Origin of the sequence: Janthinobacterium sp. HH106 (genome assembly GCF_001758725.1) — a bacterium.
In the GTDB taxonomy this organism is placed as follows: Bacteria; Pseudomonadota; Gammaproteobacteria; order Burkholderiales; family Burkholderiaceae_D; genus Janthinobacterium.
On record NZ_LRIC01000012.1, the window covers coordinates 185403 to 202750 of the forward strand.

Genomic DNA, 17348 nt, shown 5'->3' on the forward strand with positions numbered 1-17348 from the left:
TCAGGCTCCGATCACTTTGTTGAAGACGGCCAGCGTCTGTTGGCCCAGGCCCGCGATTTCTGTGTCGTCGAGGATGTAGGGCGGCATCAGGTAGACGGTGGAGCCGATGGGGCGCATCAGCAGTTCGTGTTCCAGCGCCGTGCTGAAGAAGCGGCGCGAAAAGTCGGGCGCCGCGTCTACCGCATCGAAGGCCCAGATCATGCCCTGCTGGCGGAAGTGTTTTACGCGCTCGTGCTGCGCCAGCGGCGCCAGGGCGCGCGTGATCCTGGCGGCGCGTTCCCGGTTGGCCGCCAGCACGTCGTCTTCCTCGAAAATCGACAGGGTTGCCAGCGCCGCGCGGCAGGCCAGCGGGTTGCCCGTGTACGAGTGCGAATGCAAAAAACCGCGGCGCACGTCGGTGCTGTAGAACGCCTGATAAATATCTTCGCGCGTCATCACCAGGGACAGCGGTAAATAGCCGCCGCTGATGCCCTTGGACAGGCAGACGAAATCGGGCCAGATGCCGGCCTGTTCGCACGCAAAGAACGTGCCCGTGCGGCCGCAGCCGACGGCGATCTCGTCGAGGATCAGATGGACTTGATAGCGGTCGCACAGGGCGCGCACCAGCGACAGGTACAGCGGGTTGTGCATGGCCATGCCGGTGGCGCACTGTACCAGCGGCTCGATGATGATGGCGGCGATTCTTTCGGACTTTTCCTGGAACAGCCGTTCCACGTCGGCCGCCGCGCGGCGCGCCACGTCCTGCGCCGATTCGTTTTCGGCCGCCTGGCGGAAGTCGGGCGACATCACCGTCTGCGAGGCACGCAGCAGGGGGCCGTAGGCATCCTTGAACAGTGCCACGTCCGTAACGGCGAGGGCGCCGATGGTTTCGCCGTGGTAGCTGCCCTTCAAACAGACGAATTCCTGCTTTTCACCCTTGCCGCTGTTGCGCCAGGCGTGAAAACTCATTTTCAGGGCGATTTCCACGGCCGAGGCGCCATCGGACGCATAAAAACTGTGACCGAGCACGCCATTGGTGAGCGCGGAGAGCTTTTCCGACAGCTCGATCACCGGTTCATGCGTAAAACCGGCCAGCATCGCGTGTTCCAGGCGGTCCAGTTGATCCTTGAGTTCCGCATTGATGCGCGGGTTGGCATGGCCGAACAGGTTCACCCACCAGGAGCTGATGGCGTCCAGGTAGCGTCGGCCCTCGTGGTCATACAGCCAGGCGCCGCGGCCATGGCTGACGGGGATGAGCGGAACCGTCTCGTGGTGCTGCATTTGCGTGCACGGATGCCACACGCTGCGCAGACTGCGTTCGACCCAGCCCGATTGTTTTTCTGCTTTCAAAACTGCTCCAATGATATTCTTAGTCCATGAGCTTTGGACTATTAACTAGCCCATGAGCCAACCCGGCTTGCGCTTGTCGAGGAAGGATTGCACGCCTTCGCGTCCCTGCTCCGAGGCGCGGATCTGCGCGATGCGCTCGGCGGTGTCCGCCAACAGCGCGTCATTGACGGGCTGGCCGGCGATCTCGCGCACCAGCGTTTTCGCTTGCGCCACGGCGTGCGGGCTGTTGCCCGTCAGGGCTTTCAGTACCTCGGCGGTTTTCGCGTCCAGCGCGCTTGCCTCGACTACCTCGTGGGCAAAGCCGATGCGCAGCGCTTCCCGGGCGGAGAATCGCTCCGCCGTCAGGAAATAGCGGCGTGCCGCGTTTTCGCCCATGGCCTTGATGACATACGGTGAAATAGTGGCTGGGATCAGTCCCAGCCGCACTTCGCTCAGGCAGAAATGCACATCTTCCGCAACCAGAATGATATCGCATGCGGCGACGAGGCCCATGCCGCCCGCATAGCAGTCGCCCTGGATCTTCGCCACCACGGGTTTCGGGCACAGGTAAATCGTGCGCAGCATCTGCGCCAGCTGCAGCGCGTCGGCCTGGTTTTCGGCATGCGTGTAGCCGGCCATCTTCTTCATCCAGTTCAGGTCCGCACCGGCGCAAAAGGCCGCGCCGTTCGCGGCCAGCACGATGGCGCGCACCATGTCGCTGCGCCCCAGCCCCTCGAAGGCGCGCGCCAGTTCGGCGATCGTCGTCTCGTTGAAGGCATTGCGCACGTCCGGGCGGTTCAGGGTCACGGTGGCGACATTGCCCTCGATGACCAGCTTTAAGGTTTCAAATTCCATTCTCTTCTCCCTGAGTGCCGCTTACATGCGGAATACGCCGAACTTCGTGTCCGGGATTTCCGCGTTCAGGGCGGCCGACAGGCCCAGGCCCAGCACCATGCGGGTGTCGGCCGGGTCGATCACGCCGTCGTCCCACAGGCGCGCGGTGGCGTAATACGGGTGGCCCTGGTGCTCGTACTGCTCCTTGATCGGCTGCTTGAAGGCCGCTTCCTCGTCTGCGCTCCACTGCCCGCCCTTGCCTTCGATGCCGTCGCGCTTGACGGTCGCCAGCACGGAGGCCGCCTGGTCGCCGCCCATGACGGAAATGCGCGCATTGGGCCACATCCACATGAAACGGGGAGAGAACGCGCGGCCGCACATGCCGTAGTTGCCGGCGCCGAAGCTGCCGCCGATGATCACCGTGAATTTCGGCACGGCCGCCGTCGCCACGGCGGTGACCATCTTGGCGCCATTGCGGGCGATGCCCTCGTTTTCGTACTTGCGGCCCACCATGAAGCCCGTGATGTTTTGCAGGAAGACGAGCGGGATCTTGCGCTGGCAGCACAATTCGATGAAATGCGTGCCTTTCAAGGCCGATTCCGAGAACAGGATGCCGTTATTGGCGATGATGCCGACTTTGACGCCATAGATGTGCGCAAAGCCGCAGATCAGGGTGGTGCCGTAGCGGGCCTTGAATTCATCGAAATCGCTGCCGTCGACGATGCGCGCGATCACCTCGCGCACGTCGAACGGTTTGCGCGTATCGACGGGGATTACGCCATACAGTTCCTGCGTCGGGTATTTCGGTTCGACGGACTCGCGCAGCGCCATCTGCTGCGGTTTTTTACGGTTCAGATTCGAAACGATGGTGCGCGCCAGCGACAGCGCATGCAAGTCGTTCTGCGCCAGGTGGTCGACCACGCCGGACAGGCGCGTGTGCACGTCGCCGCCGCCCAGGTCTTCCGCCGTCACCACTTCGCCCGTGGCCGCCTTCACCAGCGGCGGGCCGCCGAGGAAAATCGTGCCCTGCTCCTTGACGATGATCGATTCGTCGCTCATGGCCGGCACGTAGGCGCCGCCCGCCGTGCAAGAGCCCATCACGACGGCGATTTGCGGGATGCCCTTGGCCGACAAATTCGCCTGGTTATAGAAAATGCGGCCGAAATGGTCGCGGTCGGGGAAGACGTCGTCCTGGTTCGGCAGGTTGGCGCCGCCCGAGTCGACCAGGTAGATGCACGGCAGGTTGTTCTGGTCGGCGATTTCCTGGGCGCGCAAATGCTTTTTTACCGTCATCGGGTAATAGGTGCCGCCCTTGACGGTAGCGTCGTTACACACGATGACGCATTCCTGGCCCGAGACGCGGCCGATGCCGGTGATGATGCCGGCGCTAGGGGCCGCATCGACGCCCTTGGCGTCCTGGTACATGGCGTAGGCCGCCATCTGGGAAAACTCGAGGAAGGGCGTGCCGGGATCGAGCAGCATCTGGACTCTGTCGCGCGGCAGCAGTTTTCCGCGCGCCAGGTGCTTGGCGGCCGCCGCTTCGCCGCCGCCGGCCGCGATTTTCTCGACCTTGTCGCGCAGATCGTCGACGATGGCTTGCATGGCCGCGGCATTGGCCTTGAAATCTTCACTGCGCGGATTGAGTTTGCTTTCGATGTGCGGCATTGCGGTTCCTTTTTATGATCGCCCGGTCTCTCGGGTCGCGCTATTCGGGAAAACTGCCGTCGAGATAAAACCAGCGCAGGGCACCACCGCCCTCGCCCGCCTCGCGCACGAAGCGGCTCACCTCATGCAGGCGGTGCGCGCGGCCGTTGACCTTGTAGCGGGCCACGAATTCCACGGTATCGCGATGTATCTCTTCGGCCTGATCTGCTGATTCTGCTTTACGTTGACGTAAACGTAAAGCAGATTTTACCTCAAGTCCCATCCAGTGGACTTTTTCTTCTTCGGCAAACAAGGCGTCGGCGGGACGGGTGCTGGCATGCCAGGTGGCGCGCAGATACGCTTCATCGCGCAAGGTAAACGCCGTGTAGCGCGAACGCATCAGGACTTCGGCCGTGGGCGGCAAGGCGTCGCCCGCGATATACGGGCCGCAGCAGCTGGCGTAGGAGGCGCCGCCACAGGGGCAGGCGGACAATTTCGAAGGTGTGGGCATGCGCTGACGATATGCAACAGAAAAGAGGGAACAGGAAAGTTCCACAATTATCCGCCATAACGGCGGCGCCGGTCGCCGTTGCTGTCGCTCCGCCTACTTTTGAGGCGCGAGGAAGTCCAGCGCGAACGGCGGCGCCTTGCCGGCCATGAGATCGGCCAGGATGCGCGCCGTGCCGGCGGCAAAGGTAAAGCCCAGCGGGCCATGGCCCACGTTGAGCCACAGGTTGCCCACTTTGCTGGCGCCCACCAGCGGCGCGCTGTTCGGCGTGGCGGGGCGCAGGCCGGCCCAGGCCGTGGCCTGGTCGTAATCGGCGCCGTGCGGCATGGCTTCGCGCGCCAGCCGCGTCAGGCCGGCGATGCGGTTCCAATCGATGCTGTTGTCGGCGCCCACCATGTCGACCATGGCGGCCACGCGCAGGTCGCCGCCTATGCGCGCATACAGCACCTTGCGCTCGAAATCCGTGATGCTGATCTCGGGCGCCCGGTGCTGCGCGCGGATGGGCGCCGTCAGGCTGTAGCCTTTCAGCGGATACAGGGGCAGGTAGATGCCGGCCGTGGCGGCCAGGTCACGGCTCTGGATGCCGGCCGCCAGCACATAGTGATCTGCCTGCAACAGGCCCAGGCTGGTGTCGACGCCCGTGATCCTGCCCTTGTGCGTGAGGAGACGGCGCGCCTCGCCTTTTAACAGGAGTGAACAATTCGGGTGCTGCAGCAATCGCGCTTCCAGTGCCAGGCAAAACGCGTGGCAATCGGCCACCGCCTCGCCCTCGGTAAAGATGCCGCCCGCCAGCGCGCCCTGCAAGGCGGCCAGCGCCGGTTCGCGTTGTACGGCTTCAAGCGGCGACAAGACGACGCGCGCCTCTTCCGATTCGGGCCGTGCCACGGCCCGCTGGAAGATGGCGGGCGAGCGGTAGACGATGAGTTTGCCCGCATCGCGCCAGGCATACGCCTCGGGCGGCACCGTCAGTTCCAGCTGCGCCATGCCAGCGCGGCTCCATTCCCCCAGCTGCAGCAGCTTGGCCGTCGTGCGGGCATTGCTGGCTGCATTGCAATTGCGCAGGAAACTGGCCATCCAGCGCCATTGGCGCCAGTCCGCTTCGGGACGGAAGCGCAGCGGACCGTCTTTCTGCAGCAGCCATTGCAGGGCTTTGAAGGGCACGCCCGCGTCCGCCAGCGGGGCTACATAGCGATAGCTGAGTTGGCCGCCATTGCGGTAGCTGGCGGCGATCGCCACCTGTTCATTGCGTTCGAGTACCGTGACCTTGTAGCCGGCCTCGGCCAGCCACCAGGCCGATGTCAGACCGACGACGCCGCCGCCGATGATGATGACGTGTTGCTGCATGTTGCCTCGCTGCGTTGCGCTCCCATGGTGCGGGAGCATTCGATGAGAGCTTAGAGGCTGGCCATCACGGGAGCCAATGAAACATCATGGTGCAGCCATAACTTTCAGGAATGCACTGTTTTTGTGCAAATTATTCATTATTGCCAATCGCACCACGATACAAGGTGGTGAGTATCAATTCCTCGCTGCGCCCCATGGCGGAATACGCGCCCGGATAACGCTCGGGATCGCTGCCCGTACCGCCCACCAGCATCACCATGCCATTCTTGTGCTTGAAATCGAGCACGAAGGCGGAGACGAGGCCATACGCGTCGCCCAGGTGGCCCACGGCGGAGAAGCTGGCGCCCTCGACCAGGCCGTTGCCCTGCCCCGCCACGGCATCGAACTGCTGGTTGCCCAGGCCCCAGGCGCGGTACAAGCCCCGTTCGCTGTTGCCATTGCTGCTGTCCTGCGCCAGCTGCCATTGGCGGCCAAACATCAAGGCGATGGTGGCTGGCTGCAATAGTTGTTTGCCCTCATGGCGGCCGCCGTCGAGCAGCATCTGCATGACGGTGCCCAGTCCCGCGGCGGAGATGCGCAAGCCGCCCGTGGGACTAAAGACGGTGGCGTTGCTGCCGATCACATAACGCGCGATGCCGGCAGGCGGATGCTGGTCAAAATCGTCGGCTTGCGCGATCCAGGGGCCGTGCGGCCGCCACTCTTCCGTCTCCAGCGTGCGCTTGCGGTACAGGGTGGCCGTGTCCGCCAGCTCTGCCTGAGAGAATGCCGCCGGATGGTAGCCGCCGCGTACATCGAGGGGATCGAGCAGCAGGCGCCGCATCAGCAAGTCGAAGCGCTCGCCCGTGACTTGCTCCATCACCGTGCCGATCACGCCCCAGTTCAGGTTGGAATACGTAAAGTAGCGGCCGGGTGCCGCGCTGGAATCCCACATCGCGTCGCCGCCGGCCGTAAACACGTCGCGCAGGCTGCGTTCCGGTCCCCACGAGTAGCCGCCCGCGTCGCGCAGCGAGGAAGTGTGACTGAGCAGGCTGCGCAAGGTCACGGGCCGCTGGGGAAAGTGCGGGTTGCGCAGGGAAAAGCCTAAATAAATGCCCACGTCCTGGTCCAGGCTCAGCTTGCCCTGCTCGAGCAAGCGCATCAGGCCCAGGGTCGTCATCATCTTCGATACGGAAGCGATGCGGAACAGGGTGTCCGGCGTCACGGGCAAGCTGTCAGCCGGCGTGGCGCCGATGTGCCGGTAACCAAATTGTTGCTGATACGACACCTTACCATTACGGATGGTCAGCACGGACAGGCTGGCCAGCGGGTGGGCCGCATCCCCGACGATGGCGGACAGGGCCGCATCGAGCGCAGGCTGCTGGTCCTTGCCGCTGCCGGGCGGGGCGGCCAGCGCGCTCCAGGTTGTGCCCAGCAGCAGCAAGCCCAGCAAACCCGTCATTTTATTATGCATGTTTCTCTGTTTCGCGATGTGGTGGAGGCATCGCCAGCATAGGGCGGGATCGTTTCCCAGGCTAATGAAAATTGCTTATTTATCTATAATGCAAAGCTATACGTGCGGTAAAACATTGTTTTTTTAAATGTATAACCGTTATTTATGGTCATTTTCCATTTATTCATGGGTGGACGGGATACGCACAAGCGCCATCGCTATTACACTAGGAGGACAAGGAGAACTGTATGAGCCAGACCAGCGTAGAACTCAAGGTCGATTTAAATGACAATTCGCCTTTATATATGCAGATCGCCCGCAAGCTGAGCGATGACGTACGCAACGGCCGCTACCAGGTAGACCAGGCCCTGCCCTCTGAACGTACCCTGTCCGAACTGCTCGACGTATCGCGCGTGACTGCCCGCAAGGCCATCGACCAGCTCGTCGAGCAAGGCCTCGTCGTGCGCCGCCGCGGTTCGGGCAACTATATTGCCCCGCGCATCGAGCAGCCGCTGTCGAACCTGTCGAGCTTTTCCGAGCAGCTGCAGCAGCGCGGCTACCGTCCCGGCTCGCGCTGGCTCAAGCGCGAAGTCGTCATCGCCAGCAGCGATGAACAGCTGAGCCTGGGTCTGGCGCAAAACACGAAAGTGGCACGCCTCGAGCGCTTGCGCCTGGCCGACGACGTGGTGATGGCGTATGAAGTGAGCGTGCTGCCCTTCAGCGTCGTGCCGGACCCGGCCGCCGTGGGCGACTCGCTGTATGAATACTTGAGCAGCATCAAGAAGGCCCCTGTGCGCGCCTTGCAGCACATCCGCGCCATGAATGCGACGGACGTGCTGGCCGAGCAACTGGGCATCCCCGATGGCCAGGCCGTGCTGTTCATCACGCGCATCGCCTACCTGGAAACGGGCGAAGCGGTGGAACTGACGCATTCGTATTGCCGCAGCGACCATTACGACTTCGTGGCCGAGATGCGCCGCGCGCCGTAAGAAGGCGGCCGCCACGATCCGCGTGCACCCATAAACTCCCGTTATGCCCGCCCGCCATCCTTTCATGGCTGATCTTGCTCGTTGGTATTAAACTGGTTTCACCTTCAACCATGTTCTGAAATCATGTTGAAAACTGAAACCCCGAGCCGGCGGCATCCGGATCTGGACCTGTATCCGGTGGAGCAACTGGTGGCGGCGCTGGTCGACGACCAGTTCTGGGCCGTCGAAGCCGTGCGCCTGGCCTCGCCGCAAATCGGGGCCGCCATCACGGCCGTCCTGCCCCGCATCGCTGCCGGCGGCCGCTTGCTGTACGTGGGCGCCGGTACGTCGGGACGTCTGGGCGTGCTCGACAGCGTTGAATTGACGCCCACGTTTTCCTGGCCGCCCGAGCGGGCTATCGCCATCCTGGCCGGCGGCGCGGGCGCCATGTTCACGGCCGTCGAAGGGGCCGAAGATGATGTACAGCAAGGCGAGCGCGATGTGCTGGCCCTGTTGCCGCAAGAAAATGATGTCGTGATCCTGCTGGCCGCCTCCGGCGCCACGCCGTATGTGCTGGGCGCCCTGCTGGCCGCGCGCAAGGCGGGCGCCTTGACGATAGGCATTGCCAACAATGTGGACGCCCCCGTGGCGCACGAGGCGCAATGCGGCATCGTGCTCGACACGGGCACGGAAGTCATTTCCGGCAGCACGCGTCTGAAAGCGGGTACGGCGCAAAAAATCACCCTGAACACGATTTCCAGCGCCCTGATGGTCGGTTTGCACAAAACTTACGGAAACTTGATGGTAGACTTGAAGCCGACCAACGCCAAGCTGATCTGGCGGGCCGTGCGTCTGACCATGCATGCCACCGGCGCCAGCGAGGTGCAGGCCAGGACCGTGCTGGAGCAATGCCACTATCACGTCAAGGTGGCGATTGTTGCCTTGATCAAAACAATCAATACAAACCAGGCACAGGCATTGTTGGCCGGCGCGGGCGGCAGTGTGCGGGCGGCACTGGCGGCGTGATCCGATGGCGCGGCATTCTTCTGTCTGGGAGACCAAGAAGGATGTATGGAGCTAGTGAAACAACCCGCCCCGGCGCGTAAAAATAATCCGTGGCTGTGGATCCCTTCCCTGTATTTCGGCCAGGGTATCCCCTATGTAGTGGTCATGACCTTGTCCGTGATCATGTACAAGAACTACGGTTTCAGTAATACCGATATCGCGCTGTACACGAGCTGGTTGTACTTGCCATGGGTCATCAAACCGCTGTGGTCGCCTTTCATCGATATGTACCGCACCAAGCGTTTCTGGATCGTCGGCTTGCAGCTGGTGATCGGCGCCGCGCTGGCGCTGGTGGCCCTGACGACGTCCTTGCCGCACTTTTTCCAGATCAGTTTGGCCATCTTCTGGCTGATGGCCTTCAGTTCCGCCACGCATGATATCGCCGCCGACGGCTTTTATATGCTGGGCCTGGAAGAGCACCAGCAGGCGGCCTTCGTCGGCGTGCGCAGCACGTTTTACCGCCTGGCGATGATCGCCGGCCAGGGCGGCCTGGTATTTCTTGCCGGCTATCTGACGCATGCGACGGGCAATGTGCAGCTGGCCTGGTCCGTCGTGTTCGCGATTCTGGCGGGCCTGTTCATCGCCCTCTTCCTCTACCACTATTTTGTCTTGCCGAAACCCAAGGAGGACCGTCCCAGCATCCAGGGCGCCGGTATTTCCCCGCTGCAGGAGTTCATCGCCACCTTTGCCGCGTTTTTCCGGAAGAAGGATATTGTCGTCATCCTCGGCTTCTTGCTGCTGTTCCGCCTCGGCGAAGCGCAACTGCTCAAATTGGCCGCGCCCTTCCTGCTCGACCCCGTCGCCAAGGGCGGCCTGGGCCTGAGCACGGAACAGGTGGGCCTCGTCTACGGCACTATCGGCGTGATCGCCCTGACCCTCGGTGGCTTGCTGGGCGGCTTCATCATTTCCCGCTTCGGCTTGAAACGCTGTTTGTGGATCATGGTGCTGTCCGTCCACTTGCCCGACCTGGTGTTTGTCTACCTGGCCAGCGCCTTGCCCAGCAACATTTATGTGATCGCGGGGGGCATTGCGTTGGAGCAATTCGGTTATGGCTTCGGTTTCGCCTCGTACATGTTGTACATGATCATGGTCTCCGATGGCGCGCATAAAACGGCCCATTACGCCATTTGCACGGGCTTCATGGCCCTGGGCATGATGTTGCCGGGCATGGCCAGCGGCTGGATCCAGCAAATGCTCGGCTACCAGCACTTCTTCATCTGGGTGTGCATCGCCACGATTCCCGCTTTCATCATGGCCGCGCTGGTCAAGATCGATCCCGAATTCGGCAAGAAGGCCGAAGTCTGATTCTTTTGAACCGTGCGCCCGCATGGATGGCGGGCGCACAGTAAAATGCCCGCACCGATAGACTTGGGCTTCACCACTGCAAGGAATTGTTTTGTTGTCTACTTTTAAAAAACGCCTGGGCGCCATGGCCGGCGTGCTGGCCGCCTTGGCCACCGCCACATTGCTCAGCAGCTGTACCAGCACCAGAATGCCGTCCGCAGTGACGCCAGGCGAAGCGGGTTTGCCGGCCGTGCCACCCGTGCAGCACATCACGGGCGAAGTGCCGCCGCCGGCGCCGCGCGAATTCCGCGCCGCCTGGGTCTCGACGGTGGCCAATATCGACTGGCCCAGCCGCAGCAATTTGCCTGTCGCCAAGCAGCAAGCCGAAGCGATCGCCATCCTCGACCGCGCCAAGTCCTTGAATCTGAACGCGATTGTGCTGCAGGTGCGCCCCAGCGCCGACACGATTTACCCGTCGCAGCTGGAACCGTGGTCGGAATACCTGACGGGCAAGCAAGGCCAGCCGCCATTGCCCATGTATGACCCGCTGGCCTTCTGGGTGGCGCAGGCGCATGCACGCGGCCTGGAATTGCACGCCTGGTTCAACCCGTACCGGGCCCGTCACGCGACGGCCAAGTCGCCGCTGGCGCGCGACAGTTTCGCGTCCACCAACCCCGCGTCCGTCAAGCAATACGGCCGCTACCTGTGGATGGACCCGGGCGATGCGGCCGCTTCGAAGCACACGACGGACGTGGTGCTGGACGTGGTGCGCCGCTACGATATCGATGGCGTGCACATCGACGATTACTTTTATCCATACCCGATCGACGCGCCTGGCGCCGGTGCGGGAGCCGAGACGGCCGCGCTGGACGCGGGCAATGGCGGCGCCAAGCGCGAACTGCCCTTCCCCGATGAGCCTTCCTGGCAGCAATATCTGCTGGCCGGCGGCGATCTCGACCGCGCTTCCTGGCGCCGCCAGAACGTCAACCAGCTGATCGAAGCTTTATATACCGGCATCCACCGCGAAAAGAGCTGGGTGCGTTTCGGCATCAGCCCGTTCGGTATCGGCCGTCCCGACCGCCGTCCTGCCGGCATCGTCGGCTTCAGCCAGTACGATAAATTGTATGCGGATGCGGAACTATGGCTGGCCAAGGGCTGGCTCGACTACCTGTCGCCGCAGCTGTACTGGCCCGTGGCGCAGGCGCCGCAAGCGTTTGGCGTGCTGCTCGACTACTGGCTCGCGCAAAATCCGTATGGCCGTCACGTGTGGCCCGGTTTATATACGAGCCGCATCGACAATTCCGCCAAGTCCTTCACGCCGCAAGAGATCATCAAGCAGATCGAAGTGACGCGCACGCGCCCCGGCGCGAATGGCCAAGTGCATTTCAGCATGGTGCCCCTGATGCAGAACCGCAAGGGTGTCAGCGAGCAACTCAAGGCGAGCGTGTATCAAAGCCCGGCCCTGATCCCCGCCACGCCCTGGCTGGGCAAGGAAGCGCCGGGCACGCCGGTGCTGGCTTTGCGCCGCGATTCCAGCAGCCTGAACGTCAAATTGACGTCGGGCGGCGGCAAACCCGTGGCGCAATACGCCATCTGGGCCCGCTATGGCGAAGACTGGCGCTTCACCGTGGTCACTGGCGTGCAGGCTGAACTGACCCTGGTCGATGATGGCATCGGTAAAGTCAATGCGGTGGTGGTCAGCGCCGTGGACCGCCTCGGCAATGAAAGCCCTCGCGTCACCGTGCGCGCACCGTTTACGGGCCCCGCCAAGTAATTGCTGACCGTTCACCGCTAGTCCATAACCTGCAGGCATGAAACATGCGCAAGCTTTCATGCCTGCAAGCTCCGCTTGGCTTTACACTCATGCCATGATTTCCGTCCCTGCAACCAATACTGATACTGCCGTGCTCGGGCTGGGCATCGACGCGGGCGGCACGCAGACGCGCTGGGCGCTGGCTACCGGCGACGGCACCATCGTGGCCGACGGCGCCGTGGAAGGCTTGTCTGCCTTGCAAATGAGCAGCGATGCGGGCCGCGCCGCCGTGCATGCCACGTTTGCAATATTGTGCAAGCAAGTGCTGGCCGTCGGCCAACCGCGCGCCGTGGTGGCGGGCTTGACGGGTTTTGGCGGCGATGATGTGGTGCTGGCGAAAATGTTGTCCGCGTTGCTGGCGCTGAACGCCGGCGACGTCAGCATCGGCAACGATATCGACATCGCCTATCGCGACAGTTTTGAACCTGGCGAAGGTTATCTGGTCTACGCTGGCACGGGTTCGATTGCCGCCTGGATCGATGCGGACGGCGTGTTTCACCGCGCGGGCGGGCGCGGCGTGCTGCTCGACGATGGCGGCGGCGGCTACTGGATCGCGCGCGAAGCCTTGCGCCACATCTGGCGCCGCGAAGACGAGGCGCCCGGCAGCTGGCACAGCTCGCCCATGGCCGAAGCCGTGTTTGCGGAACTGGGCGGCAGCGACTGGTCGCTGTCGCGCGCCTTCATGTATGGCCAGGACCGGGGCGCCATCGGCCGGCTGGCGCTGGCCGTGGCCGCCAGTGCAGATGCCGACCCGCTGGCGCTGGACATCTTGCAGCGCGCGGGACAGGAACTGGCGCGATTGGCGCTGGCGCTGACGGCGCGCTACGGCCCCCGTCCCGTGGTGCTGGCCGGGCGCGCGGCGCAATTGCACCCGGCCATCGCGGCTGCCATGTGCGCCGCTTTGCCTGTATCGTTGATGATGGAGCAAAAAGTTGCCCGTTCGCATGAGGCTGCGGCCAAGCTGGCGGCCAGGGCGGCGAGCCAGCGTACTGGCAAGAACTGAACATTTTATTAACCCGAACACGGATCTTTCATGAAAAAAATCGCCCTCGCCCTGCTGGTGGCACTGCTTTCCGCGTGTACCACGCCCGCGCCGCACCTCGACCATAGCTTGACGGCGCGCAGCCAGAGCCCGCGCGTGAAATTCATCGTCATCCATTACACGGTCAGCGACCTGCCCCGCTCGATCAAGATCCTGACGGAACAAGTAGTCAGCAGCCATTATTTGCTGACGGATACGGATAAGCCGAAGTTTTACGTGCTGGTCGACGAATCGCGCCAGGCCAATCACGCGGGTGTGAGTAACTGGAAGACTTATACACAGTTAAATGTCAGCTCGATCGGCATCGAGATCGTCAACCCTGGCTACAAGGACACGCCGGAAGGCCGCCTCTGGTATCCCTTCCCGCAGGCACAGATCGATGAACTCATTCCGCTGTTGAAAGATATCCAGGCCCGCTACAACATCGCGCCGGAAAATATCCTGGGCCACAACGAAATCGCCCCGCAGCGCAAGCAGGACCCGGGTCCGCTGTTTCCATGGCGCCAGCTGGCCGATGCGGGCCTGATCGTCTGGCCCGATGCCAACCGCGTGGCCGCGCAGCGCCTCATTTTTGAGCAGCAAGTGCCGGACGCCGTCTGGTTCCAGAAAAAGCTGGCCCAGCACGGCTATGCGACGCCGAATACGGGCATATTCGATGAAGCGACGCGCAATGTGCTGATCGCCTTCCAGATGAAGTACCGCAATACGCGCTTTGACGGCATGCCCGACGGCGAGACGGCAGCCCTGCTGGAAGTGCTGACGACGCCGGCCGCAGCTGTTGCAACAAAGTAGCATGGCCGTTCCAGCCCATGACTTTTTCTTATATGCTGAACATTACGGCCCAGGCGGCCAGGGCAAGGTAAAGGAATAGCTCATGCGGCTGCGTCATATCGAAGTGTTTCACGCCATCATGCAAGTTGGCACCATCAGCGGCGCCGCCCAGGTGCTGCATATCTCGCAGCCGGCTGTGACCAAGGTCTTGCAGCATTGCGAGTTGCAACTGGGCATGCCGCTGTTCGAGCGCGTGCGGGGCAAGCTGTACCCGAAGCCCGAGGCGCACCGTTTGTTTGTCGAGACGGAAAAGCTCAACCGCGATTTATTGGGCATCCGCCGTCTGGCGGCCAGCCTGAAGGGCCACGCGGTGGAAACCATCCGTTTGGTGTCCACGCCGACGCTTGCCATCAGCGTCTTGCCGTTTGCCATGACGGAGTGGCGGCGCGACTTTCCTCACACGCGCTGCCAGCTGGCTACCCACCACACGGGCGAGATCGTCAATACCTTGCGCCTCGGTGAAGCGGACTTGGCCGTATCGCTGCAAGACCCGCGCCATCCGGGCATCGTGGCCGAACCGATCGCGCACGGTGTCATGACGGTCATCGCCCCGGCCGGCACCTGGCATGCGGCCGATTGCGGCACGCCATTGACGGCGCATGGCCTGAACGGCGAGCTGATCGGCCATGCGGACAACGATCCGCTGGGCGAACTGGTGGTGGCCGCCTGCGAGGCGCAGGATATCCATCCCGTGTTTTCCACCGTGGTGCAGACGTATCAAATCGCCCGTTCCCTCGTGGAAGCGGGCGCCGGCATGGCCGTGGTCGACCCGTTTACGGCGGCGTCCGGCTCGCCCGAGCGGCTGCAGCGCCGTCCCTGGGCGCCCACCATTCCGATCCAACTGTATTTATTGACGGCGAGCCACTCGCCGCTGTCGCATGGCGCGCGGCGCCTGGCCGACAGCATTGGCGTGGCGGCGCGCAACTGCCTGGAAAGAGGAGTCTGATGTCTGTTGCAAGTTTGCAATTGGAAGCGGTCGGCAGCGACCCGCAATTTCGCCACCTGAGCAGCATCGCCGGCATCGGCGTCGACTTGCGCTATGCCACGCCCGACAATTTCGTTGGCCGCGACTTATACAGCCCCATCGATTGCGCCTGGCTGCACCGCGACGCCGCCGCCGCGCTGGAGCAGGCCGTGGCCTGGCTGGCCGCGCATCGCCCCGATCATCATCTCTTGGTGCTCGACGCCCTGCGCCCGCAGCGGGTGCAGCAGCAATTGTGGGATGCGCTGCAGGGAACGGAGTTACTTGGCTACATCGCCGAGCCGTCGCGCGGCTCCATCCACTCGTTCGGCATGGCGCTCGACATCACCATCGTCGGCCCGGACGGCCGGGAATTGGACATGGGCACGGGTTTTGATGATCTGAGTGAGCGCTCGCATCCTGCGCTGGAGCTTGTCTTGCTGGAAAAGGGGGAAATTACCGAGGAGCAAGTGGCGCACCGCCGCTTGTTGCGCGACGCCATGTTCCAGGCGGGCTTTTTTGGCATCAACAGCGAATGGTGGCATTTCGATTGCGGCGACCGGGTGCTGGTGCGCCAGACCTACACCCGGGTACTCTGATTAGAAGACCTTTAATCCCTTCAGCATCACGATCAGGATCAGCACGGGCGAGACAAAGCGCAGCAGGAACAGCAGCACGTGCGCCAGAGTTTGATTTTGCAACTGGCCATGATTGCTGATCGCCTCGATGAAATGCTGCTTGCCCCAGGCCCAGCCTGTAAACAAGGCAATCGCGATGCCACCCACGGGCAGGAAGATATTCGACGAGACGAAGTCGAACAGATCAAACATATTCAAATTGAATAGCTTGAAGTCCGCCAGGGTGCTGTTGCTGAGCGCGCACACGGAACCGAGCACGGCCAGCAGAAGCATGGTCACGATGGTGGACTTGGTGCGCGTCCAGCCGAAGCGTTCATGGAAAATCACCACGGGCACTTCCATCAGCGACAGCATCGCCCCCGTGGCAGCCACGGCGGCCAGGATGAAGAACACCACCATCAGCACTTGTCCCATGGGAATTTGCGAAAACACGGCCGGAATCGTGATGAACACCAGCGACGGTCCCGCGCTGGGGGCGAAACCAAACGTGAACACGGCGGGGAAGATGGCGATACCGGCCAGCATCGATACACCGAGGTCGGCCGCCATCACCCGCAAAGTGGTGACGGGGATATTCTGGTCATCGCGGAAATAGCTGCCGTAGGTCATCATCGTACCCATGCCGACGGATAATTTAAAGAAGGCTAGGCCCATGGCCGTCAGCACGACGGAAGCCGTCAGCTTGGAAAAATCAGGGCGGAACAGGAAAGCCAAGCCTTCGCCCGCCTTATCGAGCGACAGGCTGACCGCGCACAGCAACAGCAGCAGCAGGAACAGCAGCGGCATCAGCTTCTTGGCGATCGCCTCGATGCCCTTGGTCACGCCCAGCATCAATATGCCGCCGATAAACAGCAGCACGCCCCATTGCCAGAACAGCGATTGCAAAGGATTGCTGATCAGCGAGGCGAAGGCCGCTTCCGTCACCAGTTTGTCGCTGCTCAAGATGGAGCCGTCGATGGCCTTGGCGATGTACGCAAACACCCAGCCCACCACTTCCGAATAAAACGCGACGATCAGGAAGGCGGCGACCATGCCGATAAAGCCGACCAGCCACCAGGGCTTGCCCTTCGGTGCCAGCTGTTCCATGGTGGAGATGGGATTGACTTTGGCGCGGCGCCCCAGGGTGATTTCCGCGATCATCACGGGCAGGCCTACCAATAAGGTAGCGAGCAGATAGATGAGCAGGAAGCCGGCGCCGCCATTGGCGCCTGTCAGATAGGGGAACTTCCAGATATTGCCGAGACCGACTGCGGAACCGAGGGTGGCGGCGAGCACGCCGAAGCCAGTGGTAAAGCCAGCTCGTTTCAGGGTCAGGCCTGATCCTTGAGCTTGTTGTTTCATGGTGAATCTTCTATGGTTCTATATATAGACAAGCGCCGTTTGGCGCGGAGGGGGCGAAATTGTAGCAGTTGGCCGCAAAAGCCCCGGAAAAGCCTTGCTTCCGCTGGGGCGCTTTGCTATAGTTCGCCTCCCCAATGAGACGCAGTCAAATGCGGCACTTGAGGATCACCGGAAACGGCGATGAGCAGGAAAAGAAGGAGTTGACGGATGTAGTGAAATGCTTCATACTCTTCCTTCTTCGCAGCTGACAAACACAACGCTTTGTCGATGGCGCGAAAGTAGCACCGAATACAGTTCTTTAACAATTAACAGTCGATAAGTGTGGACATTTGATGTAG

At 62.3% G+C, this 17348-nt stretch carries 15 protein-coding genes; 8 read left to right on the plus strand and 7 right to left on the minus strand.

Annotation, left to right across the window (positions count from 1 at the left end; genetic code table 11):
• The 6 genes from bioA to JAB8_RS06975 form a co-directional block, all read right to left on the minus strand.
• Positions 1-1329: an adenosylmethionine--8-amino-7-oxononanoate transaminase gene (bioA, locus tag JAB8_RS06950; RefSeq protein WP_070288976.1), complete on the minus strand. Its 1329-nt coding sequence runs from the start codon at positions 1327-1329 to the stop codon at positions 1-3.
• A gap of 45 nt (positions 1330-1374) precedes the next feature.
• On the minus strand, positions 1375-2163 hold the full coding sequence (locus JAB8_RS06955) for an enoyl-CoA hydratase/isomerase family protein (protein ID WP_070288977.1): 789 nt from the start codon (positions 2161-2163) through the stop codon (positions 1375-1377).
• Between the two features lie 21 nt (positions 2164-2184).
• Positions 2185-3807 (minus strand): carboxyl transferase domain-containing protein, encoded by a 1623-nt coding sequence (locus JAB8_RS06960; protein WP_070288978.1) that lies wholly within the window; start codon positions 3805-3807, stop codon positions 2185-2187.
• Positions 3808-3847: 40 nt separating this feature from the next.
• On the minus strand, positions 3848-4297 hold the full coding sequence (locus tag JAB8_RS06965; RefSeq protein WP_070288979.1) for a YchJ family metal-binding protein: 450 nt from the start codon (positions 4295-4297) through the stop codon (positions 3848-3850).
• 93 nt (positions 4298-4390) lie between these two features.
• A complete protein-coding gene (locus tag JAB8_RS06970) occupies positions 4391-5677 on the minus strand; it encodes a D-amino acid dehydrogenase (RefSeq protein ID WP_071654387.1) in 1287 nt (428 codons plus the stop codon).
• Between the two features lie 91 nt (positions 5678-5768).
• The gene (locus tag JAB8_RS06975) at positions 5769-7088 is read right to left on the minus strand and encodes a serine hydrolase (protein ID WP_083287597.1); all 1320 of its coding nucleotides are present in this window, start codon (positions 7086-7088) and stop codon (positions 5769-5771) included.
• 227 nt (positions 7089-7315) lie between these two features.
• On the opposite strand from JAB8_RS06975, the gene JAB8_RS06980 reads away from it, so the two are divergent.
• The 8 genes from JAB8_RS06980 to JAB8_RS07015 all read left to right on the plus strand — a co-directional run bounded on the left by JAB8_RS06980 (position 7316) and on the right by JAB8_RS07015 (position 15630).
• The gene (locus JAB8_RS06980; RefSeq protein ID WP_070223163.1) at positions 7316-8056 is read left to right on the plus strand and encodes a GntR family transcriptional regulator; all 741 of its coding nucleotides are present in this window, start codon (positions 7316-7318) and stop codon (positions 8054-8056) included.
• A gap of 123 nt (positions 8057-8179) precedes the next feature.
• The gene (locus tag JAB8_RS06985) at positions 8180-9061 is read left to right on the plus strand and encodes an N-acetylmuramic acid 6-phosphate etherase (RefSeq protein ID WP_070288982.1); all 882 of its coding nucleotides are present in this window, start codon (positions 8180-8182) and stop codon (positions 9059-9061) included.
• Between the two features lie 45 nt (positions 9062-9106).
• The gene (locus tag JAB8_RS06990; RefSeq protein WP_070288984.1) at positions 9107-10405 is read left to right on the plus strand and encodes an MFS transporter; all 1299 of its coding nucleotides are present in this window, start codon (positions 9107-9109) and stop codon (positions 10403-10405) included.
• A 124-nt stretch (positions 10406-10529) separates the two neighbouring features.
• A complete protein-coding gene (locus tag JAB8_RS06995; RefSeq protein ID WP_070289006.1) occupies positions 10530-12158 on the plus strand; it encodes a family 10 glycosylhydrolase in 1629 nt (542 codons plus the stop codon).
• 94 nt (positions 12159-12252) lie between these two features.
• Positions 12253-13200 carry a BadF/BadG/BcrA/BcrD ATPase family protein gene (locus tag JAB8_RS07000; RefSeq protein WP_070288986.1) on the plus strand — a complete coding sequence of 316 codons (948 nt, stop codon included), beginning with the start codon at positions 12253-12255 and terminating at the stop codon, positions 13198-13200.
• A gap of 30 nt (positions 13201-13230) precedes the next feature.
• Positions 13231-14031 (plus strand): N-acetylmuramoyl-L-alanine amidase, encoded by an 801-nt coding sequence (locus JAB8_RS07005; protein WP_070288988.1) that lies wholly within the window; start codon positions 13231-13233, stop codon positions 14029-14031.
• Between the two features lie 82 nt (positions 14032-14113).
• Positions 14114-15016 (plus strand): LysR substrate-binding domain-containing protein, encoded by a 903-nt coding sequence (locus JAB8_RS07010; RefSeq protein WP_070288989.1) that lies wholly within the window; start codon positions 14114-14116, stop codon positions 15014-15016.
• Positions 15016-15630 carry a M15 family metallopeptidase gene (locus tag JAB8_RS07015; protein ID WP_070288991.1) on the plus strand — a complete coding sequence of 205 codons (615 nt, stop codon included), beginning with the start codon at positions 15016-15018 and terminating at the stop codon, positions 15628-15630. The genes JAB8_RS07010 and JAB8_RS07015 overlap by 1 nt, the downstream gene beginning before the upstream one ends.
• On the opposite strand, the gene JAB8_RS07020 is transcribed toward JAB8_RS07015, so the two are convergent.
• Positions 15631-17010: a sodium-dependent transporter gene (locus JAB8_RS07020; protein ID WP_070223147.1), complete on the minus strand. Its 1380-nt coding sequence runs from the start codon at positions 17008-17010 to the stop codon at positions 15631-15633.
• Between the last annotated feature and the right edge of the window lie 338 nt (positions 17011-17348).

Excerpts from the sequence above, each read along its gene's own strand:
- JAB8_RS06990 (WP_070288984.1), top strand. The coding sequence starts at position 9,107 with ATGGAGCTAGTGAAACAACCCGCCCCGGCGCGTAAAAATAATCCGTGG.
- JAB8_RS06960 (WP_070288978.1), bottom strand. The coding sequence starts at position 3,807 with ATGCCGCACATCGAAAGCAAACTCAATCCGCGCAGTGAAGATTTCAAG.
- JAB8_RS07010 (WP_070288989.1), top strand. The coding sequence starts at position 14,114 with ATGCGGCTGCGTCATATCGAAGTGTTTCACGCCATCATGCAAGTTGGC.
- JAB8_RS06985 (WP_070288982.1), top strand. The coding sequence starts at position 8,180 with ATGTTGAAAACTGAAACCCCGAGCCGGCGGCATCCGGATCTGGACCTG.
- JAB8_RS06970 (WP_071654387.1), bottom strand. The coding sequence starts at position 5,677 with ATGCTCCCGCACCATGGGAGCGCAACGCAGCGAGGCAACATGCAGCAA.
- JAB8_RS06975 (WP_083287597.1), bottom strand. The coding sequence starts at position 7,088 with ATGCATAATAAAATGACGGGTTTGCTGGGCTTGCTGCTGCTGGGCACA.
- JAB8_RS06965 (WP_070288979.1), bottom strand. The coding sequence starts at position 4,297 with ATGCCCACACCTTCGAAATTGTCCGCCTGCCCCTGTGGCGGCGCCTCC.
- JAB8_RS07015 (WP_070288991.1), top strand. The coding sequence starts at position 15,016 with ATGTCTGTTGCAAGTTTGCAATTGGAAGCGGTCGGCAGCGACCCGCAA.
- JAB8_RS07000 (WP_070288986.1), top strand. The coding sequence starts at position 12,253 with ATGATTTCCGTCCCTGCAACCAATACTGATACTGCCGTGCTCGGGCTG.
- JAB8_RS07005 (WP_070288988.1), top strand. The coding sequence starts at position 13,231 with ATGAAAAAAATCGCCCTCGCCCTGCTGGTGGCACTGCTTTCCGCGTGT.
- JAB8_RS06980 (WP_070223163.1), top strand. The coding sequence starts at position 7,316 with ATGAGCCAGACCAGCGTAGAACTCAAGGTCGATTTAAATGACAATTCG.
- JAB8_RS06995 (WP_070289006.1), top strand. The coding sequence starts at position 10,530 with ATGGCCGGCGTGCTGGCCGCCTTGGCCACCGCCACATTGCTCAGCAGC.
- JAB8_RS06955 (WP_070288977.1), bottom strand. The coding sequence starts at position 2,163 with ATGGAATTTGAAACCTTAAAGCTGGTCATCGAGGGCAATGTCGCCACC.
- JAB8_RS07020 (WP_070223147.1), bottom strand. The coding sequence starts at position 17,010 with ATGAAACAACAAGCTCAAGGATCAGGCCTGACCCTGAAACGAGCTGGC.